Raw genomic sequence first — 21,498 nt, 5'->3', positions numbered from 1 at the left:
GATGGGCTTGGTGGTGCTGAATTCCTCACCGTCAGCCCCGATGGCAAATTCCTCTATGCTGCTGGATATGATGACTCGGCTGTAGCTGTGTTTGAGCGAGATACAAGCACAGGCAAACTAAGTTTTGTAGAAGTTCAACAAGATGATACAAATGGTGTCGATGGGCTTGGTGGTGCTGAATTCCTCACCGTCAGCCCCGATGGCAAATTCCTCTATGCTGCTGGATATGATGACTCGGCTGTAGCTGTGTTTGAACGAGATACAAGCACAGGCAAACTAAGTTTTGTAGAAGTTCAAAAAGATGATACAAATGGTGTCGATGGACTTGCTGGTGCTAAATCCCTCACAGTCAGCCCCGATGGCAAATATCTCTATGCTGCTGGATATGATGACTCGGCTGTAGCTGTGTTTGAGCGGGATACAACCACAGGCAAACTAAGTTTTGTGGAAGTTCAAAAAGATGATACAGATGGTGTCGATGGGCTTGGTGGTGTCTCTTCCATTACTGTCAGCCCCGATGGAAAATACCTCTATGCTGCTGGATATGATGACTCGGCTGTAGCTGTGTTTGAGCGGGATACAACCACAGGCAAACTAAGTTTTGTAGAAGTTCAAAAAGATGATACAGATAGTGTCGATGGACTTGGTGGTGCGGTTTCTGTAACTCTCAGCTCCGATGGCAAATATCTATATACTGCTGGATATGATGACTCGGCGGTGGCGTTGTTTAGTGCGCCTTTCAATCATACGCCAGAGGTGGCAAATGAAATTCTTGACCAAGAAACCACCGAAGATAGTGTCTTCAACTTCACCCTTCCAGTTGACACCTTCAGCGATGTAGATGTTGAAGATACCCTGACTTACACTGCAACTCTAGAAAATGATGACCTACTGCCTACTTGGTTGAAGTTCGATCCTGCTACTCTTACCTTCAGTGGGACTCCCAAAAATAAGGATATAGGTAATCTAAACATCAAAGTCACTGCTAAAGATATTGCTGGAGAGCAAGCTAGTGATATATTTACGCTTGGGGTTGCCGATAAAAATACTCCTACTACTCTATTCACATTAATTACAGGCGATATCTTTAGTGTCAAGACTAAGCTGAAGACTAAAGGCAATAAAGCAAAAATCTCCATCAAAATTAAAACCAGCACTTCTAAAGAGGTGAATGAACTGTGTGTATTTAATGTTGATGATGATGAAGGTAAGATTGATGGCATAGCCCCTGGTGCAGAAGGCTATACACAAGCTGCTCTTTTACGCTCCAAGGTGATTTTCTTCTCCCTTGCTAATATGCCCAAGGGTTTCAAGCATGACGATGTGAATAACGTCTTAGAATTTGACTCTGATACCAAACTCCGATTCTATAGCGTATCCAACAGTACTACTCAGGCTGTACTGTCTGGAAAAGCATCTTTTTCAAGTGTCGTTTTTTCCTCAGCCACAAATACCAACACAGGAGAGGAAGGCTTTTCTCTCAACTTCCAAAATTTTGCTGTAACGGTTCAGGCAACAAATCAAGAAATATCTTTGGGTACAAATTTACAAGGCAAAAAGGAAGGCGAAGTGATTGATTTACGGGGTGTAGGACAATCGGTAAAAGCTGACTTTAAGGTTTATAGAGAAGCTGCATTGAACAACTTTGTCGGTTTTTATCAGGTGGCTGATGAAAATGGTGGCATTGACACCAATAGCGATGGTAAAGCAGATATTCTTGTTGGACAAGCAGGTTATGCCGAAGCCGCTGTGCGTAAGCGTGTTACAGGCGTTGACTTGACGGTAAGCAATCAAGGTTCGGCAACATCTACCAGTGCTTTCGGATCTGATTCGTTATTTGCACCCTTTATTATTATCAATGGTAAAGCGGATAAGTTTCTCGATAATAATGCCAATAACGATCCGAAGATTTACTTCTCATTTTTGGGTGCTAACTCAGATAAGGTAGATCACATTCGACTGTTGGGAAATAACACCTTTGGTTTTGAAGATTTAGCCAATGGTGGTGATAAAGATTACAACGATATGATTGTACAAATAAATTTGAGTGTCAATCTTGCCTAGATCAAAGGCGAGTAATTACTTAGAAAAATAATACAACCTCATCCCGGTTAAGGGGTGAGGTTCTTTTCTGCATGGTGATTACATAGACTCATATATGTATAAATGCGATCGCCAATAAAACCTTTGCATCAGTCCTAAACCTGTGCATCAGCGTGTTACAGGCATTTTTTGACGGTGAATAACCAAAAGACAGTTAATTACACCGCGACTTTCAAAGCTGATTCTCTGTTTGCGCCATTTATTATTATTGATGGTATGGTAATATCGAGCCGAAAGTTTAGGCAGTATATTTACTGAAGTTTACCATTAGCTTTTTATATTTATATTAGGATTCCGATTTAATTTTTGAAAACATCCTGAGACTGAAAAGCCCATTTTATCAGGATTTTATCTAAAATCTTGTTCAGAAATCAAATATGATTCTTATATCAGTTTAATAATTGACTCCTTGGCTATGCCAAAAAAATCCTGCTTCTACGTGATTTCCAGGACATAGCACGCAACGGCTGCAACGAAAAAACTATTAATTAATAAGAGTAATTATGTCAGACACCATCCCGATCGCGATCGCAAAAGAGCCAACTCAAGACTTGTATGAGCCAATATCTGCTACTCACTTAGTTTTCATCGACTCACAGGTTGAGAACTACCAAAGTCTGGTAGCGGGTGTATTGCCGAACACCTCTGTTGTAGTCTTAGACCCTGACCAGAATGGCATTGAACAAATTAGCCAAGTGCTGGCAACTCATCGGGAAATCAACAGCTTACACATTGTTTCTCACGGCGCACCAGGGCAAATCTACCTGGGAAACAGTCAACTCAGCTACCAAACCCTCAACCATTATGCTTGGCAACTCATGGACTGGGCAAATGTTTTGAGTGCAGATGCACAACTGCTGTTGTATGGCTGCGAAGTCGGCCAAACAGAGCAAGGTAAAGCATTTGTACAGCGTCTGAGTGAATTAACAGGTGCAGTAGTAGCGGCGTCTGATGACTTAACGGGGAGTACTGCATTAGGTGGTGACTGGGAACTAAAAGTTTCTACGAGGGCAATTGTTCCTACTCTGGCGTTTCAGCCAGAAGTAATGGCAGCCTACGCTTCAGTACTAACTGCTCCACTCTTGTTCAAGGCGATCGCAGACCAAAAAGCCACCCCAGGTATTCTCTTCAGCTTCACTGTACCAGATGACATTTTCACTGATCCAGATGTCGGAGATAGCCTTACCTACACTGCAACTCTGGACAACGATACGCCTTTGCCGAATGGGCTGAAGTTCAATCCTGCTACCAAGACTTTCAGTGGTACTCCCGATAATGGGGACGTAGGTAGTCTAAACATCAAAGTTACCGCTAAGGATGTTGGTGGAGAAACAGCCAGTGATGTGTTTAAACTTACTGTTGATACTCCTCCAGTCTTGTCCAAGGCGATCGCAGACCAACAAGCCACCCAAGGTATTCTCTTCAGTTTCATTGTACCAGATGGCACTTTCACTGATCCAGATGTCGGAGACATTCTCACCTACACTGCAACTCTAGAAAACAATGATCCTCTGCCAAATAAGTTGAAGTTCGATCCTACTACCCGTACCTTCAGTGGCACTCCGGAGAATCAGGACGTAGGTAGTATAAACATCAAAGTTACCGCTCAAGATGTTGCTGGAGAGCAAGCCAGTGATGTGTTTAAAATCACGATTAATAATGTCAACGATCCTCCAGTCTTGGTAAAAGAAATTGCAGACCAACAAGTTACTGAAGACACACTCTTCAATTTCACCATCCCAGCTGACACCTTTAGTGATGCGGATGTAGGAGACATCCTCACCTACACTGCAACCCTGGAAAATGATGACCTACTACCCACTTGGTTGAACTTCAATCCTACTACCCTTACCTTCAGTGGTACTCCTGAGAATGAGGACGTAGGTAGTTTGAACATCAAAGTCACAGCTAAGGATGTTGCTGGAGAGCAAGCCAATGATGTGTTTAAACTTGCGGTTGCTGACGATACTGCTGTAGTGACACAAATTACAGGCGATATCTTTAGTGTCAAGACTAAGCTGAACATTAAAGGTGATACAGGAAAACTCTCAGTCAAGATAAAAAACAACACCTCTAAAGAGGTGAATGAACTAAGTGTATTTACTGTTGACGATGAAGAAGGTAGGATTAACGGCATAGCCCCTGGTGCAGAAGGCTATACGCAAGCGGCTCTTTTGCGTTCAAAGGTGGTTTTCTCCACTCTTGCCAATTTGCCTAATGGTTTTAATCCCGCCGACCTGAAAAACATTTTAGAATTTGACTCTGATACCAAACTCAGATTTTATCTGGTATCTAACAGTACTACTCAGGCTGTACTGCCTGGAAAAACCCCCTTCTCAAATGTGCTTTTTTCCTCAGCTACAAATAACAACATAGAAGATCAAGGATTTTCTCTCAATTTTCAGAATTTGGTTGTAGATATTCAGCCAACCAATCAACAGGTATCTTTAGGTACTGGTCTGCAAGGCAAATATCAAGGCGAACTGATTGATTTACGTAGTGTGACACAATCGGTAACAGCTGAGTTTGTAGTCAACAGAGAAGCATCTTACAACAACTTTGTCGGCTTCTATCAGGTAGCTGATGAGAATGGTGGTATTGACACCAATGGTGATGGCACAGCAGATATCCTTGTTGGACAGGCTGGTTACACCGAAGCAGCTTTGCGTGGGCGTGTTGGAGGCATTGACTTGGCAGTGGACAACCAAGGTACTGCAAATTACACTGGCACTTTCGGGCCGAACTCTTTGTTTGCACCATTTATTGTTGTGGATGGCAGACCCGATGCAATTCTCAATGGCAATGCCAATAAAAATGTTTACTTCACATTCTTGGGTGCTAATTCAGATAAGGTAGATCACATTCGGCTGTTGGGAAATAATACCTTTGGTTTTGAAGATTTACCAAATGGTGGTGACAAAGATTACAACGATGTGATTGTGCAAGTCAATTTGAGTACCAATCTTGCCTAGTATCAAAGGTGAGTAATTACTTAGAAAAATTAAACAACCTCATCCCGGTTGCGGCATGAGGTTATTTTCTGCATGGTGATTAAATGGACTCGCTATTAATTAAATTAGTAAATTTACTGAAGGCAGTTATTGTCTTTCCTTTATAAATTTAATAGTTGACTCCTTTAAGGTGATAAAAAATCTTTATTTTACCAGTTAATTTTTATTAAATTAAGCTAGCAAAAAAGTGATGGAGAATTCTTTCATAATTAGGTATAGGCGATGTTTAAGGAGGAAAGCTCCTGTTTTCGCCATTAATGATATTGTCAATCCCTGTATTCAAGAATTTGTCAAAAATCATTCAGAAAATTAAAGTTTTTTTTATTACATAATTCTTAACTAGGATATTTACTTAGGAAAGCATCTGTGATATTTTCATGTTGAATATCATAAAGTAAAATAGGCAGCGCTAAATTTAACAACCGCGTTTATGTGTCTTGGTTTGATGATGAGTATCCATATTGCATAGTTGCAATACTAAATATTGATTGATATTGATTTTAATTTTGTATAAATTATGTAGCGTTAACCAAGTGATAACTTGTCGTCGATCTATTTACAGTATGCTTTATTTTGAAAAACGCGTAACAATCGTAACCGTGTGATATAAATACAGGTCGGCAATTAGACTAAATTTCCCTCTGTGCTGTTACACATTTAAACACCTAAATTCCACAGAAGTCTTGTCACTGCTGGCATAAAACCAAACACTGCCACTGTTAGTAAAAGAGATACTCCCTAATATTTTCGACTTAATTACTCACTTTAACTCGTTTTATATGACTTATATTAAGAACACTTTTCCCGAATTTCTCACCACCCTAGAGGGGTTTGAGCAGTTGCCAGATGGAGCGATCGCTAATCTATCAGAACAACTGCAAGCCTGGCGCTATCGCATAGGACAGAAGATCATTGGTAAAGAAAGTCTCCCGGAACGCATCACCATAATTTATGAGGGACAAGTACGCCTGTTGGGATACGACCCCCAGACGCAATTGCCAATCACCCTAAAATTATTACAACCTGGGGAAATTATCGGCGAAATTGGCTTGTTGCGCGATGTTGCCTGTGAAACAGCGATCGCTTCCACCGAAGTAGTATGTTTAACCTTGAGTGCATCAGCATATTTTAGCTTTCTGGCTTCCTACCCAGCTTTTGCCGAAGCTCGGAAGAACCGCAGTTATTTGGTAGAAGTTTTCGATATTCTCGGTTCCTATTGGCAAAAGCAAGCGATCGCTACCTTAAATCTCAGAGAACTGGCAGAAAAAGCCTTACCACAAGCGAAAATACATTATCTCCCTTCAGGAAAAACTCCCTTCAACCAACTCGATAGCAAAAGCGTTTGGTTTGTGAGTGGCGGTGGTACAGTCACGAATTTTTCACCTAGCGATCGCCTAGAATCAGAAGATGACCGAGACAAGATCCAGGTTATCGGTCAAAACCCCGCACGGTTGCTTGGTATACATCCGTCAGATTTGATCTTAGAAGATAGTCATGAGATAGAACTTGCGGTAACTGAAACCAGAGTAGATACAGATAGCGCTGACGACCTAGATATTATTCCCTACGCATCAGACGAAATAGTTCCACAGACACCCCCCCAAAATTCAAAGAACTCATCAAAACAGAAATACCCATTTTTTGGCGGTAAAGGAGAACTAAATTCAGCCTTCGCCTGCTTCCAAATGATCGCGAAGCACCTAGAAATGCCGTTTCGTCGAGAGGTGGTTCGCCGTATTTTAACTGAGCAAGTCAAACGTCAGGGGACTATATCATTTCAAGTTACTGCTTACTTGGCAGAGTTAATCGGGCTTAAGGCGCAGTTGATAGAGCTACCAGTTGCTTCAGTAACGCGCATTCCTACACCAGCGCTGATTCGCTATGGTGATAATTTTGCCGTTTTATATGAAGTAGATGCCAATACCGTAGTTGTAGGTGTTCCATCCAAAGGAATTGTGCGCTGCAAACCCGCTCAATTGGTTGAACAATTAGATGTCGATCCAACTGACTTTCCGCCCAAAGTTAGAGTATTACTGCTGACTGCTACCAACCAAACACCCCAAGAACGCTTTAGTTTACGGTGGTTTCTGCCCTATTTGTCAAAGCACCGTCGAGTCCTGATAGAGGTCTTTGTCGCTTCCTTTTTCGTGCAGTTGGCAGCCTTGGCAAATCCCCTAGTCGTTCAGTTAATTATCGACAAAGTTATCACTCAAAATAGTATTGGCACACTACATATTTTGGGGGTTTTACTCTTAGTTGTCGGGCTATTTGAAGCAGTGTTGACTACCTTACGAACCTACCTATTTGTCGATACCACTAACCGGATCGATATGGGTTTAGGGTCGGAAATCATCGACCACTTACTACGTCTACCACTGCGCTATTTTGAACGCCGACCGGTGGGTGAACTTTCCACTCGCATCAACGAACTAGAAAATATCCGCCAATTCCTCACGGGTACTGCCTTAACAGTGGGGTTGGATGCTCTGTTCTCGGTAGTTTATATCGGTGTGATGCTGATTTATAGTTGGCAACTCACCTTAGTCGGCTTAAGCACAATTCCGGTGTTTGTGGTAATCACCTTAATTGCTTCTCCCACCATTAGCAGACAGTTACGTGCCAAAGCCGAACGCAACGCCGAAACTCAATCTTATTTAGTGGAGGTGATGTCAGGCATTCAAACTGTAAAAGCGCAAAATATCGAATTGCGATCGCGCTTTTCCTGGCAAGAGCGTTACGCCCGATTTGTCGCCGCTGGTTTTAAAACAGTTGTGACTTCTACCCTTGCTAACTCTACGAGCAACTTTCTCAACAAACTCAGTAGCTTACTAGTTTTGTGGGTAGGAGCTTATTTAGTACTGCAACAACAATTAACTTTAGGAGAATTAATTGCTTTTAGGATTATATCGGGTTACGTTACCAGCCCAATATTACGTTTAGCTCAACTCTGGCAAAGCTTCCAAGAAACAGCCTTGTCTCTAGAGCGTTTAAGCGATATTGTCGATACCCCACAAGAAGGAGAAACAGACCGCTACAATATACCTTTACCTACCATTAAGGGAGCAGTGAAATATGAAAATGTTTCCTTCCGTTTTGGCACAAGTGGGCCTCTGCAACTTTCTAATGTCAACCTCGAATTTGAGCCAGGGAAATTTGTCGGCATTGTGGGACAAAGTGGATCTGGTAAAAGTACGATGATGAAATTACTGCTGAGACTTTACGAAACGGAGTCTGGCAGAATTTTGATTGATGGTTATGATATTGCCAAAGTAGAACTTTATTCGTTACGACGACAAATAGGCGTAGTTCCCCAAGAAACATTATTATTTGACGGTAGCGTTCAGGAAAATATTGCTCTCACCAATCCCGATGCCACAACCGAAGAAATTATCGAAGCGGCTCAGGTTGCGTGCGCCCACGAGTTTATCATGAACTTACCCAACGGTTACAACACGCGGGTAGGAGAACGGGGTTCTGCACTTTCAGGTGGACAACGACAAAGAATTGCGATCGCTCGGTCTGTTTTACAACGACCAAAATTATTAGTTTTAGATGAAGCAACTAGTGCATTAGATTATCCCACAGAGCGGCAAATATGTCTCAACTTAGCCAAAGCATTCAAGGGTGATACAGTATTTTTTATTACCCACCGACTGAACACCGTCAGTAATGCAGACATGATTGTTGTGATGGATAACAGCAGGGTTATAGAACAAGGTAGCCATCAAGAATTAATGGCTACTAAAGGTCATTATTATTACCTGTATCAGCAACAAGATGTAAACTTGTAATTAGTCATTCTTGAGGGCAAAGGTTTTTGGCATCGGGAAACATTGCCCAATCCACAAAAAATTCAAAATCCAAAACCCAAAATCGTTATGACTCAACTTAATGGGAATCACCTCAACGGCAATCACAAAAACGGCAATCACAAAAATGGAGTGAAGCACGATTCACAGGTACTGACAAAACAACAGAAAGCTGCTCAAGAGTCTTTAACTAACTTAAACAATCAGGAATTTGAGCAATCTATTGTCTTGCGCCAATCTCCAATTTGGTCGCGTACAATCATGATTACACTAGTGGGGCTGGCCTGCTTTGGAATTGCTTGGGCTTATTTTGCAAAAATTGAGCAAGTCGTCCCAGCAACCGGGCAATTAAAACCCCAAGGAACAGTCAAAGAAGTTCAAGCTCCTGTTAGTGGAGTGGTGAAAACAGTTAATGTAAAAGATGGACAAGAAGTAAAGCCAGGTGATTTACTGCTAACTTTTGATTCCATAGCCTCTGTTGCCGAATTAAATTCTTTGAATAAAATTCGCCTTGCATTAATGAAAGAAAACCAGATTTATCGCCGATTGATGAATGCAAGTACTGCCAATGGATCTGAACTGTTATATTTACGCGGTAATTTGCCACAAGAAACTGCTTTTCTGTTGAAAAGTCGGGCAGGATTAGTAGCAGAAAATGAATTATTCCGCACTCAATTAAAAAATTCCGGTCAAGATTCTGGAGTAGGAATTGATGAACAACAACTTCTACGAGTTGCCAAACAGGAATTAGACTCTCGGTCTTCCGCAGCACGATTAGAAGTAGAAAAAACCAAAAAACAACTGATTCAAAATCAAATTAAGCTGGAAGATAGTAAATCAAGTTTAGCTATTCAAGAGGGGATTTTAAATAAGCTGAAGATATTAGCAGAAGAAGGTGGGATTTCTCAACTTCAGTATCTCAACCAGCAACAAGAAGTACAAAACCGCACAGCAGAAGTAGCGCAACTAGGTGAAGAACTGAAACGCCTCCAGTTTGATATAGAAAAAGGACAACAAGAGTTAAGCAATACGGTGGCTGTTTCTGATAAAAACATTTTGGATAAGATAGCTGAGAACAAACAGCAGATTGCCACAATCGATAGCCAATTCATGAAAGTTGTGCTGGAAAATGAGCAGCGTTTGGCAGATGTCAATAGTAAAATATCTCAATCGCAGTTAAACGTTAAATATCAAGAACTCCGCGCACCTGTAGCTGGAACAGTTTTCGATTTGCAAGCAAAAAATCCTGGATTTGTCGCAACTCCCACGACAAAACTGTTGCAAATTGTCCCCAAGGAAAACTATATCGCTGAAGTTTTCATCACTAACAAAGATATTGGGTTTGTGCGAAAAGGGATGAAAGTAGATGTCAGAATTGACTCCTTTCCTTACAGCGAGTTTGGCGATATCAAGGGAGAAGTGACTGGGATAGGGTCAGACGCATTACCGCCAGACCAAACCCATCAGTTTTACAGATTTCCGGCAAAAGTCTCATTAGATAAACAATCCCTCGTGATTAAAGGCAAAAAAGTTAACTTGCAATCAGGTATGTCCATCAGTGCCAATATAAAAGTGCGCGAAGAACGGACTGTGCTTAGTTTATTCACGGAGTTGTTCACCAAGCAAGTTGACGCTCTTAAAGAGGTACGATAAAGAGGGTTGAGTTAAAAGACCGCAGTGACTCTACAAGGAGAGTTGCTACTTCACTAAGTACATCAGTACTGAGTACTTTTTTCTCTTTCAGCACTCCACACTCTTGATGATGGTTAATTTTCAACGCATCGAACCCGCTCCCGGACAAGAATCAGTTTGGGATTATCCCCGTCCTCCTCTTTTGGAGGACACAACCAAACATATCCAAATAATTTTTAACGGAGTAGTAATTGTAGATACTCACAGCCCCAAACGTGTTTTAGAAACTAGTCATCCTCCTTCTTACTACATTTCCCCAGCGGATATCAAAATGGAATATCTACAGATGACTCCGCAATCTAGCTTTTGTGAGTGGAAGGGAAGTGCTGGTTACTACACAATCCGAGTTGGTGATAAAGAAGTCCACAATGCTGCCTGGTTCTACCCCAAACCCACACCAGCCTTTGAATCTATCAAGGACTATGTAGCTTTTTATGCTCATTTAATGGATAAATGCTACGTGAATGGCGAAGAGGTGCAACCACAACCAGGTAACTTCTACGGTGGTTGGATAACCAGTGATATTGTAGGGCCATTTAAAGGCGCTCCTGGTACTTGGGGATGGTGAGTCAATTTTAGATTTTAGATTTTGGACTTGTCGTGAGCGTTGAGTCTAACGATTTTAAATTTTGGATAATAAAATCTATCAATGTAGGTTGGGTTGTAGCTTGCTTCCCCGTAGGGGTACGGCAGTGAAACCCAACATAAACAAGGATTAAATGTTGGGTTTTGTTCTTCAATCCAACTTACTACTAATAAACTGAGTTTTTAGAATTACTGAATTGATGTTCTAGCTACCTAGCAGCTTTCGTTTCAAACATCAAATACGTCCCTCCTAGTCCTTCTACAATTGTGCGTGTATTGGCAATCATCATTTTCTGATAAGTGTCCGCGTCGCTTTCTGGTTCACCAAGTCCCTCAGCATATAGCTTTCTGTCAGAAATGTTTACTTCAGCAACTCTTGCTACAGATTGAATCAAATTAGGATTGATTTCCACCTCAGAAAAAATCGTTGATACTTTAGCCCGTTTAATGTTGGTAGCCAAATTGCTAACTCGTTCTGCCGTCAGTTTTTCGTTAGTATTAATACTTTGCAATCCTCCTGCCAATGAAATACGGTATGCTTTGGCGTAATAACTCAGTGCATCAGAGGTTGTAACTAACTTACGTTCTTTGGTAGGAATACTGGCAATTCTGGACTTAATCCAGCTATCTAACTGAGTGAGTTCAGTGGTAATTTTTTTAGTATTACTGCTATAAGCCTCTGCATCACTAGATTGTAATTTTCTCAAATTACTATTAATTACCTCGACCATTCTGATAGCATTTTTGGTATTGTGCCAAACATGAGGATCTGTTATATTTTTACCACCTGCCTGAAATTTTTGTGGCTTAGGCACTGCCAGTTGAGCAACAGCTATTTTTGCTGTAGGGTTTTTAGTCGCTTTAATTAACTTGATCAAATTTGGTTCAAAATTGTAGCCATTATAAAGAATAAGATTAGCTTGCTCAATGGCTTTACGATCTTCCGGTTTTGGTTTATAAAATTGGGGGTCGGCGGTAGGAGAAATTAAGCAGGTGAGGTTAACTGTATCTCCAGCAACCTGCCTGGTTAAGTCACACAGTACGCTTGTAGTCGCTACAACTTGGGGAAGATTCTCATTTACCTGGGTGTTAGTCTGAGTGAATGTAGTTCTTACAGCTTGATTTCCACACCCAACAAATCCAATTGTCAAGGCAGCAAGAATAGCTGGGAAGAAATTATTCAATGGTGATTTTTTTGACATCCTCAACTCCTACTGGATGTATAAAAAAAGATAATCATTATTGGTAAAGTATTAGTAAAATACCAGGGAAAAGTCTTCAGCATGGAAGAGGTTAATGGCTGAGGGAGAAGCCTTCGGTAAAGGTTAAGGGAAGAGGAATTAAGAGACTTTCTCCTCTATCACTTATCTGTTTCCCAAGTCCACACCCAGCAATTTTTGGTTAGTGAACCACTAGTGAGGTTTTTACAGGCAAAATATTAGTTAACTGCACATGACAGACTGGAAAACTGGTAGAGGTAGAAGCACAATAATAAAGGCAATGCTGGGGAGTCTCCAAGGAGTGTAGTGTAGTTCTCTCACCATCTGTTGAAGGGTCTATACCATTGTGCTTACATCCCACAAAGCTCTCAAATTGACTAGGATTATCAGATTAAGGAGTGGGAGGTAGTAATGATGGGGCTTATGGAGCATACGGGTTGATTTCGCAAACCAAGTCGTGAATCTAAGGCAATTGTAGCTGTGGTTTTGCGAGGTGTGGACATATCATTGTTACAAAATTGGCAAATTGGCGATTTTTTAGCCATCAGCCTTTGTTACACTAATTTTCACCTAGTAAAGTCTTTCAATATCGCTTAGAGCATTATCTAACTACTTTTTATTGCCAGAATACAGATGTACTTTGTGCCATAAATTTTATCCTTTAATTTCTTCATGATTAAATAAGAGCCAAATCAAGTATATAGAACAATTCCTCAAAGCTAATATTGGTCAAGATAAACAATGGTAATTTTAGTTGTCATAATTAACACCCTGATTTCACTGGTACTACTCTATGTGGCTTGGCGGGTGTGGCAACTTAAGCAGCAGCTAGCATATATAGCAGATAGGTTAACCGCCTATGAAAGTTGTACCAATGCAGCACTGAATAAAGCACCCGAAAATATTTATCTCAGCCAACAGAATATTTATAACTTACGGCAGAGAAATCAAGCGCTACAAATACAAATTCAACAAGTGCGGCAAATTATCAGTCTACTTTTGCTAGGGCGGCAAATCTGGCAGCGTTATTTTCCGAAGGTAGAGTTAATATCTGGGAAAAGAAAAGTTGCAAAATGAGTTATGTCAATTATTAGTGGGATAGGTTCCTGTATAACGACGCTCAAATTCGTGGCTGGTTAAGCGATCGCCATATAATAATTAGGATAAAATATCAATAAGCTACGAAAATGACCCTGTTTCTTTCAGCTAGAGAAGCTTATCGACAACAGCAAAATACTACTCCAGCCTCTGAAGCTACAAAAATCAACTCACATAACACTGGATATCAAGCAGTGTTGGACGATCCTAAACAGCAAAGTCGGGGTTACGAAAACGTCATAGCTTTCCCCACAGGTATCAACTTGCTAGTGTCACAATTCGACTTAGCTGAGGATTTAATTCTTGAGACAAACTTCTATAATCTTCCATTCATGGCATTTAGTTTTGTAATTGCCAATAGTGGTGAGTCAGAAATAATACCTGTTGGACATAATTGTACGGCAACATATTTTGATTTCGATGAGGGGATTCCTGGTAATGGAGTTTATTTACGCGCAGATCAACACATTCTGCACGTAGAAGTTGGAATCAACCCCCAACAATTTTTTTGCAGACATGAAGTTAGTGGCTTAGATCTTCTACCCAAATCACTCCAGTTGTATCTAGAAACTGACAACATATCTTTTCTCAACTACTTTCGCATTGGGCAAACTACACCCGAAATGCAAATTATTTTGCATCAAATAGTTAGTTGTCCTTTCCACGGTTTGATTAAAGATATTTACTTGCAAGCAAAATGCCTAGAATTAATGGCGCTAAAGTTGGAACCCGATACAGCAGGGGAACGGGAACTAATGCGATCGCGCATTTTGCGAACAGATGATATTAACCAAATTTACCATGCCAGAGAAATTTTAATCCGCGATTTTGACAATCCCCCCTCGTTGCTAGAATTGGCGCGACAAGTAGGTTTAAACGATTATAAACTCAAAATCGGGTTCCGCCAGGTTTTTAACACAACAGTATTTGGCTATTTGTATGCTCACCGGATGGAGAAAGCCAGAAAACTGCTCATGAGTCAACAAATGACCATAAAACAGATAGCTAAGATTGTGGGTTACGTATGTCCTAGTCGTTTCGCTGTGGCTTTTAAAAAGCGCTTTGGCATCCAACCAAGTCAATACTTAGATAGATTTATTGTTGCCAAAAACACCTAAAAAAATCCGTTTCGGCATATACCTTGATAGGATTTTTCGCTACAAATTCCCCTATGCTATTGATAATAAATCCTAAATAAAGATTGGTGTAATTTGGGATACTACGGTGTGTGGGGAGAAAATGAGCAAGCGAATATTTAAAATCTCCAGTTGCAGACTGGAGTGGCTGTTGATACTTTTAACAGTTTTGGTGGTTCAGCCAACCAAAGCGCAAGATATTCCTAAACCTGATTCATTGGTTAATCGGCTTAAGCAACTAAGTAAGGTAAAACCCGCTATTACCAGCGCCCAAATGTTACTGGTACAGTCGCCAGCATCATTAACTGAAGTTGTGCAAGTTACCTCAGTTAAAGCAAATCCCACTGATAAAGGTCTGGAGATTATTTTACAGACTACTAAAGGGGAACAGTTGCAACTAGTCAATCACACAGCTGGTAGCAATTTCATCACTGATATTCCCAATGCTCAACTCCGCCTACCATCGGGTGATGCGTTCACATTCCGCTCTGAAAAACCAATTGCGGGTATAACTGAGATCGCAGTTACTAACTTTGATGCTAATACTATCCGAGTGACAGTGATTGGTGAGGGGAGTGTACCAACAGTCGAGTTGTTTGATAGTCCGAATGAGGGTCTTATCTTCTCTGTGACTAGTGCAGCATCCTTGGCGCAACAACAACCGCAAACTCAACCAACTCCTGAACAACAAAAGCCAGAGAATCAAGCACAGCCAAAACCATCAGCTGCGAGTGATGAACCGATTGAGTTGGTAGTAACGGGTGAACAAGACGGATATAGTGTACCAGATAGCACAACTGCGACAAAAACTGATACCCCAACCCGTGACATTCCCCAGTCAATTCAAGTTATCCCCCAACAAGTCATCAAAGATCAGCAAATCACCCGGATTAGCGAAGCTTTACGCAATGCCAGTGGTGTCTCACTACAAGGTAGTTATGGTGCTCTTACAGATGCTTATATCATCCGAGGATTTGCAACATTCAATAACCTGAGAAATGGTTTTAGAGTTGAAGATAACTACATCAATCCGATCAACGTTGAACGAGTCGAAGTTCTCAAAGGTCCGGCTTCGGTTTTGTATGGTCAGTTTGAACCGGGTGGTATCGTCAATTATGTCACCAAACAACCGCTTTCCACTCCCTCTTATACAGCTGAATTCACGGTCGGCAGTTATGATTTCTATCGTCCTTCGTTAGATATTTCTCAACCACTTACTTCTGATAAAAAGTTGTTGTCTCGCTTGAATGTTGCTTATGAAAATTCTGGTAGTTTTGTAGATTTCGTTGATGGGGAAATCTTTTCAATAGCACCAGTATTGTCCTATAAAATCAGCGACAATACAAATTTGACTTTGGAATATGAGCATAGTACCGTCAACCGAACATTTTATGATGGTCTGCTACCTGTTCGTGAATCTTTTCAGGTTCCCATCAGTCGTTTTTTAGGAGAACCAAGCAGCAAGCCTTTCAAAGTTAACACTGATGCAGCCACTATAACTTTAGACCATCGTTTTAGTGACAACTTACAGTTTCGCAGTGCTTTTTTAGCATACTTCACCACTTCTCCTGATTCTCAAGTCGTCCGACCAAGATCGCTTGAAGAGGATGGTCGGACAGTATCGCGAACGCTTGCTGGAGGTAATGGTTACAGTAACTCCTTTTCTCTGCAAAATGAACTAGTCAGCAAGTTCAAAACTGGTTCTATTAATCATCAGTTGCTCGTAGGTTTGGAATTAAATTGGCTATCTCATGGTGGTGATTACCTTCGGACTCCTGCTCCGGGAATTGATCTTTTTAATCCAGTGTATGGTGCTGCGCTGCCAACTAGTTACGTGGACACAGCCAACAGAGGTAAAGACGATAGTAATACTGTGGGTATATACTTGCAAGACCAAGTAACATTGCTACCAAATTTGAAGTTACTGGTTGGTGGAAGATACGATTTTATCAACTTCCAAAATCAAAACGTAGATTTGAATAATAATGGTGAACTTCTTTCTAAAGATAAGTTTTACGATGAAGCTTTTTCACCTCGCGTCGGTCTAGTTTATCAACCCATCCAGCCAATCTCTTTATATGCGAGCTTCAGTCGGTCTTTTGTACCCAACAATACTAACGCAATACCTGGTCAGCAAGCGTTAGAACCGAGTCGTGGAACCCAATATGAAGCTGGAATTAAAACTGAGTTTTTGGATGGCAAGCTTTCGGCAACACTGGCTGCGTATGAGATTACAAAAACCAACGTAGTTACAACCGATCCAAGTAATAGCGATATCTCAATTGCTGCTGGTGAAGTGAAAAGTCGAGGCATTGAATTGGATATCGCTGGGCAAATTTTGCCGGGTTGGAATGTGATTGCTTCTTTTGCCCATAACGATACGTATGTCAGCAAGGATACTGACTTACCTGTGGGTGACAGATTGGTAGGTGTGCCAAGTAATACTGCTAGCTTTTGGACAAGCTATGAATTTTTAAGTGGTTCTCTTAAGGGATTTGGATTTGGTGCAGGGCTGTTTTTTGTAGGTGATAACCAAGCCAATCTCCCAAACGATGAAGTTGTCATTCCCTCTTTCGTCAGAACTGATGCCTCTGTTTTCTATAAAAAAGAAAATTGGCGAGTCGGTCTCAACTTCAAGAATCTTCTCGATACCAACTATTACGAGTCTCAGGGCTACTATCTGCGTCCTGGAGCGCCGTTAACTGTTTTAGGGACGGTTTCTGTGCAGTTTTGATTTCACCCTAACTCTTGCCGATGCTCGCGCTTCGGCAGTGTAATTCTTCCCCCCAATGCATGGGCAGGATAAAAGGGGGTAACAAATCTAACTTGCTCTGGTGGGAATTATGAACCGAAAAAAAATACGCGATATCGTTTTTTACCTGCACCAATATATCGGTTTTTTTGTTGGACTGGTGCTGGTTATCGTTGGCTTGACAGGTAGCCTGTTAGTTTTCGAGCAAGATTTTGATCGCTTGATGATTACTCAACAGTATGGACAGATTACTCCCCAACAGGTGCAGTTATCCCCAGAGTCTGTGGTGAATACAATTGAGGCTGCGCGAAGAGACCTCAAGCTTTTTCGGGTTTATTTGCCAGATACTCCTTCTTCTCCCTACGTGGGGCAGTTGTCATCAACTGACGAGCAAAGGATAGAGGTTTTTGTTAACCCTTATACAGGCAAAATTATCGGTGAGCGTATATCGGATAACACTCTAATAGGTATGCTCCTGAAACTGCACGTTAGCCTGATGGCAGGCGAAACCGGAACTATGTTTGTTGGCATTGCTGCCTTTCTAATGTGTATCCTCACCGTTACAGGTTTAGTTCTCTGGCCCGGTTGGCGTAAGCTAATTACCGGCTTCAAAATTAAGTTTGATGCTCATCCTAAGCGGGTAAACTTCGATATTCACAAAGTGGCTGGCATTGTCAGTGTGGTTTTTTTATTCTTTACTGGCTTTACGGGCTTTTGCTGGAACTTCTACGATTTGACTGAACCAATTATTTACGCTGTGACATTGACCTCAAAACCATCTGAGCGAATATCCAAGCCAATTCCTGGTAAATCGGCTTTCGGACTGACAGAACAATTGAAAATTGCCGATGCTGCCTTACCTGGTGCTGTTATCAAAAGCATTTACTTCCCTGGTAAACCAGAAGATGCTCTACAAATTCGCATGAAGTTACCGCAGGAAAGTTCAAATTACGGTGATAGTAATGTTTATCTCGACCAGTACAGTGGTAAGGTTTTGCGAGTTGATAATGCTTTAAAGATGCCGTTGGGCGATCGCGTCCTCAACTCCTTTACTCCTTTGCACTACGGCACTTTTGGTGGCTTACCAACCCGTATACTCTATATATTTGTCGGACTTGCACCATTGATTTTGTTCATTACTAGCTTTGTAATGTGGAAACATCGCTATAGAATAAAATCTACTACAGGATTTATTAAACGCTTCGTTTTAAAGTAATTACAATTAAAAAGCGTCCCCCATTTCTGGAGGGCGCTTTTTATTTAGCTAATCTTCAGTATTAACCGTTAATAGCAGGAGCAGTCATTGCTACAGGAGTAATTTCACCAGCAGCTAAGTCTAGGGGGAAGTTGTGAGCGTTACGCTCGTGCATTACTTCCATACCCAAGTTAGCGCGGTTGATTACGTCTGCCCAGGTGCTGATGACGCGACCTTGGGAATCAATGATTGATTGGTTAAAGTTGAAACCGTTCAGGTTGAATGCCATCGTGCTGATACCCAAAGCGGTGAACCAGATACCGACGACAGGCCAAGCTGCGAGCAAGAAGTGCAATTGACGGCTGTTTTGGAATGATGCGTATTGGAAAATTAAACGACCGAAGTAGCCGTGGGCTGCAACGATATTATAGGTTTCTTCTTCTTGTCCGAACTTGTAACCGTAGTTAAGAGATTCGGTTTCGGTGGTTTCACGAACCAAAGAAGAGGTAACCAAGGAACCGTGCATTGCAGAGAACAATGAACCGCCGAATACACCAGCCACACCTAACATGTGGAAGGGGTGCATCAAGATGTTATGTTCGGCTTGGAACACAATCATGAAGTTGAAGGTTCCAGAGATACCCAAAGGCATACCATCAGAGAAAGAACCTTGACCGATTGGGTAGATCAAGAATACTGCACAAGCAGAAGCCAAAGGTGCGCTGTAAGCTACGCAAATCCAAGGACGCATACCTAAGCGGTAAGAAAGTTCCCACTGACGACCCAGGTAGCAAGCGCAACCGATCAAGAAGTGGAAAACTACCAATTGGTAAGGGCCGCCGTTGTACAACCACTCATCTAAGGAAGCAGCTTCCCAGATTGGGTAGAAGTGCAAACCGATGGCGTTTGAAGAAGGAACAACTGCACCAGAGATGATGTTGTTTCCGTAGATCAAAGAACCTGCAACTGGTTCGCGGATACCGTCGATGTCTACTGGAGGTGCTGCGATGAAGGCGATTACGAAGCAAGCAGTAGCAGCTAGCAGGGTTGGGATCATGAGAACACCAAACCAACCGATGTAAATACGGTTGTCGGTGCTTGTGATCCACTCGCAAAAGCGATCCCATACGTTAGCGTCGGAGCGCCGTTGTAAGGTTGTGGTCATTGTTTTATAAGTGCAATGGGTTGTTAAATATGGAACAAGCTGAGTTTATTTTTGCTTGTTGAAATACAGTCTACATGAATTTACTTTGACGCGATCTGTGACTTAATACTCTGTAATAAAATACTTTAACAAAGCTCATCGAACTATAAAGTTTTTCTACTATAAACAATAGTCATGAAAGTAATGGATTAAGGCTTTTAAGCCATTTTAAATACAATCTAGCTATCACTTTCAATGACGCGATCGCCTAGTAGACTGTGGCGGAAGTTTGTCTACCTTTAACAAGGGGCTTGATCAATTGTCTGCGTGCTGTATGTAATAGTTACTTACCTTTACACTTCTTTATAATCATCCTGTAGAAAAAAAGTTTGAAGTCTTGCTGATTTGTAACAAGATAAATTGAAATTTTGAAATGCCCCCCTAGAGGATTGCAGTTTTTATCCTAATAGGTTTTATTAAAAAGTTACGTCTCTTAAATAAACTTTACGAATCTAAAGGAAATAGTTAGGCTCAGTTTTTCGCTGCTAATACAGTCCGATTCGTTTTCACCAGACAATAAATCTGTCTTTCAAGAGGAAATGCATGTTATCAGGTTTTTCGCGTGTTTTCAACGATAGTTCCAGAAACGTTAGACGTAAAGTTATCAATATTTATGCATTTCTGATTAGCGTGAATATTTTGGTTTGGGTAGTTGCCCTCATTGCATTCCACAGCTACCCTCTTCTGCTTGGCACTGCCGTATTAGCTTATAGCTTTGGTCTACGTCATGCTGTGGATGCCGATCATATTGCGGCGATTGACAATGTTACCCGTAAATTGATGCAGGAGAACAAACGACCTGTTGCTGTTGGGTTCTTTTTCTCACTGGGTCATTCCACCATTGTTGTTTTAGCCTCTATTGCGATCGCTTTGACCGCCGCGACCATCCAAAAGGACTTTCCTAACTTTCAAAAGGTTGGTGGGTTAATTGGCACTACTGTTTCTGCACTTTTCCTACTGGCAATTGCAGCGATTAATATGGTGGTTCTCTGGGATGTCTATAAAACCTTCCAAAGCGTAAAGCGGGGAGGAACCTACGATGATCAGTCCTTAGATGAATTTTTGAACCAACGTGGGCTGTTAGGTCGCTTCTTCCGTCCCTTGTTTCGGCTGATAGATAGTAGCTGGAAAATGTACCCTTTAGGGTTTCTTTTCGGTTTAGGCTTCGATACAGCGACTGAGGTAGGATTGCTTGGGATCTCTGCAAGTCAGGCGGCTAAAGGTCTGCCGATTTGGTCGATCTTATTGTTTCCGGCTTTGTTCACAGCAGGTATGTCTCTAGTTGACACTACTGACGGCATTTTAATGCTTGGTGCTTATGGCTGGGCTTACGTCAAACCAATCCGCAAGCTCTATTACAACATGACCATTACCTTTGTTTCTGTATTAGTCGCTGTAATCATCGGAGGGATTGAAGCTCTGAGCATCATTGGCGATCAGTTAGAACTGAAAGGTTGGTTTTGGGATTTTATTAGTGAACTAAGTGATAATTTTGGCACAATTGGCTACTTGATCATTGGCATCTTTGTATTAAGTTGGTTACTCTCGACTTTCATCTACAAAGTCAAAAAGTACGATGAATTGGAGGTTACTACCACTACAACCCCTAAGCAGACAAGGGATAAGGGAATAGATACAAATCAAAAGAGATGATCGATATTAGTCGTAGACAAAGGTTACAGCCAGTATCCGA

12 protein-coding genes are annotated in these 21,498 nt (G+C 41.4%); 10 read left to right on the top strand and 2 right to left on the bottom strand.

Annotation, left to right across the window (positions count from 1 at the left end; all coding sequences use genetic code 11):
- From V7K44_RS19305 to V7K44_RS19285, 5 genes are all read left to right on the top strand, one after another.
- Positions 1–2,064 (top strand): beta-propeller fold lactonase family protein (locus V7K44_RS19305; RefSeq protein WP_334933514.1); only part of this gene is annotated, 2,064 nt, incomplete at its 5' end.
- 542 nt (positions 2,065–2,606) lie between these two features.
- A complete protein-coding gene (locus V7K44_RS19300) occupies positions 2,607–5,075 on the top strand; it encodes a putative Ig domain-containing protein (RefSeq protein WP_334933513.1) in 2,469 nt (822 codons plus the stop codon).
- A gap of 818 nt (positions 5,076–5,893) precedes the next feature.
- Entirely contained in the window at positions 5,894–8,905 is a 3,012-nt protein-coding gene (locus V7K44_RS19295) for a peptidase domain-containing ABC transporter (protein ID WP_334933512.1), read from the top strand.
- A gap of 87 nt (positions 8,906–8,992) precedes the next feature.
- Positions 8,993–10,576, top strand: coding sequence for an HlyD family efflux transporter periplasmic adaptor subunit (locus tag V7K44_RS19290; RefSeq protein WP_334933511.1), 1,584 nt, complete (start codon positions 8,993–8,995; stop codon positions 10,574–10,576).
- A gap of 109 nt (positions 10,577–10,685) precedes the next feature.
- Positions 10,686–11,183, top strand: a complete 498-nt coding sequence (locus tag V7K44_RS19285; RefSeq protein ID WP_334933519.1) for a DUF427 domain-containing protein — start codon at positions 10,686–10,688, stop codon at positions 11,181–11,183.
- A gap of 226 nt (positions 11,184–11,409) precedes the next feature.
- Here the strand turns inward: V7K44_RS19285 and V7K44_RS19280 are convergent, their stop codons facing one another.
- The gene (locus V7K44_RS19280) at positions 11,410–12,402 is read right to left on the bottom strand and encodes a metal ABC transporter solute-binding protein, Zn/Mn family (RefSeq protein WP_334933510.1); all 993 of its coding nucleotides are present in this window, start codon (positions 12,400–12,402) and stop codon (positions 11,410–11,412) included.
- 759 nt (positions 12,403–13,161) lie between these two features.
- Here V7K44_RS19280 and V7K44_RS19275 point away from each other — a divergent pair.
- The 4 genes from V7K44_RS19275 (at position 13,162) to V7K44_RS19260 (ending at position 18,622) form a co-directional block, all read left to right on the top strand.
- Complete coding sequence (locus V7K44_RS19275; RefSeq protein WP_334933509.1) at positions 13,162–13,497, top strand: hypothetical protein; 336 nt, start codon at positions 13,162–13,164, stop codon at positions 13,495–13,497.
- Between the two features lie 110 nt (positions 13,498–13,607).
- Complete coding sequence (locus V7K44_RS19270; RefSeq protein WP_334933508.1) at positions 13,608–14,636, top strand: helix-turn-helix transcriptional regulator; 1,029 nt, start codon at positions 13,608–13,610, stop codon at positions 14,634–14,636.
- Positions 14,637–14,757: 121 nt separating this feature from the next.
- The gene (locus V7K44_RS19265; protein WP_334933507.1) at positions 14,758–17,388 is read left to right on the top strand and encodes a TonB-dependent siderophore receptor; all 2,631 of its coding nucleotides are present in this window, start codon (positions 14,758–14,760) and stop codon (positions 17,386–17,388) included.
- A gap of 109 nt (positions 17,389–17,497) precedes the next feature.
- Positions 17,498–18,622 (top strand): PepSY-associated TM helix domain-containing protein, encoded by a 1,125-nt coding sequence (locus tag V7K44_RS19260; RefSeq protein WP_334933506.1) that lies wholly within the window; start codon positions 17,498–17,500, stop codon positions 18,620–18,622.
- Between the two features lie 61 nt (positions 18,623–18,683).
- Here the strand turns inward: V7K44_RS19260 and psbA are convergent, their stop codons facing one another.
- Positions 18,684–19,766, bottom strand: coding sequence for a photosystem II q(b) protein (gene psbA / locus V7K44_RS19255; RefSeq protein ID WP_334933505.1), 1,083 nt, complete (start codon positions 19,764–19,766; stop codon positions 18,684–18,686).
- Positions 19,767–20,348: 582 nt separating this feature from the next.
- Between psbA and V7K44_RS19250 the strand changes: the two genes are divergently transcribed.
- Positions 20,349–21,458, top strand: a complete 1,110-nt coding sequence (locus tag V7K44_RS19250; RefSeq protein ID WP_334933504.1) for a HoxN/HupN/NixA family nickel/cobalt transporter — start codon at positions 20,349–20,351, stop codon at positions 21,456–21,458.
- The last annotated feature ends 40 nt before the right edge of the window (positions 21,459–21,498 follow it).

This window comes from Nostoc sp., from assembly GCF_036917235.1.
Lineage (GTDB): Bacteria > Cyanobacteriota > Cyanobacteriia > Cyanobacteriales > Nostocaceae > Nostoc.
This window is presented reverse-complemented; position numbering and strand designations above follow the sequence as displayed.